The following is a 2545-nucleotide window of genomic DNA, read 5'->3' on the forward strand; positions in this document are numbered from 1 at the left end:
TCACCGAACAGCGGAACAGAACATCGGAACTCTCCCTCACCCCACCCGAACCCATGCCTGACCAGGGAAAATCAACAGATCGCATTCGGTTGAGATACGGCTTCTAAAGCAACCTCACATCCCCCCTGCCCCGATAGCTGACATGCGCCATCTCAAATGACATTGGAATGAGAATTACCTACGGCAGGGACATGAGAGTCAGCATCCGCCAAGCCGCTATCACCGCCATCCACAACGGCACCGAAAAAATCACCAAAGCTACCCTCGACGCGGTACAACTCGACCACCTCGCCGAAAACCACCACCGCCCCCACTCCCCCACCCGGCCCCGCCCACGCTGACCAGGCAAAACACACCCCAAGCCTTTACATCCCCGGAACCCGCCCAGAACAAGGCCCTCACTCAGCCCCAACCCCAGGCCAGCCCACCCCTGCACCCACCACACCCGTTCTCAACCAACCCACAACACCCCAGCCCACACCCCACCCCACACCCCAAACAACACCCAAAAAGTCACACGAGTAGGGCGAGGGGGCGGGTCGCGTCCCGTGCTGTCCGGCGGAGGCCGGAGGCGATGTTGCGGACGCCGGCCAGACGGAAAGCGCCGATTGTGAGGTTGCGGTACGAGGCCATGACGCGTGGAGCGTTTCCGGTCCGCGTCTGGGAGGCGTCCTCGGTGAACGTGACGTCCCTGATGTGGTGCAGCGATTCCACGGTCCAGTGCCCACGGATCAAGGTGGCGAGCTGGGCCGGGGCAGCCTGTTCGGCGGTGAGGCTGGTGACCGCGTAGACGGTCTTGATGCTGATCTTTCCGGTCTTGCGGCTGCGTCGGCGGCGGACGATCTGGACGGCCTGGCGGGCGCCGGGGAAGAGCAGGTTGTTCACGGTGCACACCTTCAGGCGGCGGATCTCGGTGCGGCCGTGTCCGGTCGCCCGGGTCTTGTCCTGGAGCGGGATCTGCTTCCAGGGAAGGGACTTCAGCTGCGTGCAGAGTTTCTTCTGGTTGCCCTTCACGATCACGATGTAGTGCGCTTACCGGTCCAGGAGGTAGGCGGCGTGGTCGTGTTGAGTGTGCAGGGCGTCGCTGGTCACGACGGTGTTCTCCAAGTCGGGCAGGGTGTCCAGCAGCGGCCGGAAGCACGTGATCTCGTTGGTCTTCTCGCCGACATCCAGCTGGGCGAGAACGAGCCCGCCGGCGTGGTCGCAGGCGGCCAGCAGGTGGATCTTCCGGCCCTTCGCGCGGGCCGCGCCCCGCAGCGACTTGCCGTCCACGGCCAGTGCCCGCAGGCAATCGCCTTGGGGCCGGCGGTCGGCGAGCCAGGTCCCGATGGCCCGGTCCAGGGCATCGGCGTCGATTCTGGCCAGGAGCCGCCGGATCGTGGACTCCGCGGGGCGGGAGCGGTGCGGAGCCAACGGGTCGACGGTGGCCCCCAGTTGCTCGAGCAGCTCCAGCGGCGCATCGGCGACCCACTCAGCCACGGCCAGCAGAGATCTGGCCCCGGCCAGGACGGCGCACGCGGTCAGAGCCAGTACCGTACCGAGGGTGTGCCGGACACCACGGCGGTCACGTGGGTCAGGGACTTCGGCCAGGCGTTCCAGCAGGCCGGGCACCTCGCCGACAGCGACTTCGGGGTGCGGGTTGAGCTGGTCAAACGAGGGCGGGATCGGAGATGATTCTGCGGCAGGCACGGGCTTCCCAAGATCACAGAGCGTAGAGAACTCCATGATCACGGACGTCCGTGCCTGCTTCGTACCTGATCCCATCAGGCGCGACGGAACGTCAGCAACCGGACGTCAATCGACTACGCCGAAGCCCTGGGTCGATGCGGCCCAGCCATGTGCGCGTCGAGGTCCGGGACGACGAAAAGCCCGTATACCGCCCTTCGACTGCGCCTCATTATTGCGGCTGGATTTGCCGGGATACGGCAGCCGGCGCCTCTCGTCCGCTGCCGTCCGACCTCGTTGTATGCAGCTTTGGGGCTGATGAATGATGGCGCGCAGGAGGTGGGCGATGACAGCACATGCGTGGGCGACGGCGCGTAACACGCGCGGGGTGCCGGACGGGAAGGGTGCCGGCCGGCGGTCGCTGGGCCGGGTGCGTTTCATGGGTGTGCTGCTGATCCTGCTGTCCCTGATACCGGCGGCAGCCTCCTACGTGGTGTTCAGCTGGTGGCTGCCCTCCGATCAGAGCCGCTACCAGGACTACCGGGCGGCCGAGCCGTGTTCCGCCCACGCTATCGAGAAGGAGCAGACGGACTGCCTGAGCGCCTGGCGCCTCACCGTGGAGAAGACAGTGAACAAGACCGGCGGGAAGAGCTCCTCCTACGAGGCCACCCTGACGGACCAGGACTCCTGGCGGGGAACCGTGTCCTTCGGCGACTCGGGGCCACTCCTGGCGCGGCTCAAGACCGGCGACCAGGTCACAGCCACCATCTGGCGACGCGACATCGTGGTGCTCCGCCAGGACGGTGTACGGCAGAACACCTCCGAGGCGCCCCGTGACGAGCTCCAGATGAACGCCGCTATCGGCATGATCGCCGCGCTC

Annotated in this window: 1 protein-coding gene and 1 pseudogene; one reads left to right on the plus strand and one right to left on the minus strand. The window is 66.2% G+C overall.

The features are described 5' to 3' along the window. Positions 1-513: 513 nt before the first annotated feature. Positions 514-1764: pseudogene (locus ABD374_RS31655) on the minus strand (ISAs1 family transposase). A 247-nt stretch (positions 1765-2011) separates the two neighbouring features. Here ABD374_RS31655 and ABD374_RS31660 point away from each other — a divergent pair. Next, a partial coding sequence (locus tag ABD374_RS31660; RefSeq protein ID WP_344500084.1) for a hypothetical protein occupies positions 2012-2545 on the plus strand: 534 nt, incomplete at its 3' end.

This window comes from Streptomyces enissocaesilis, from assembly GCF_039533765.1.
Taxonomy (GTDB): domain Bacteria; phylum Actinomycetota; class Actinomycetes; order Streptomycetales; family Streptomycetaceae; genus Streptomyces; species Streptomyces enissocaesilis.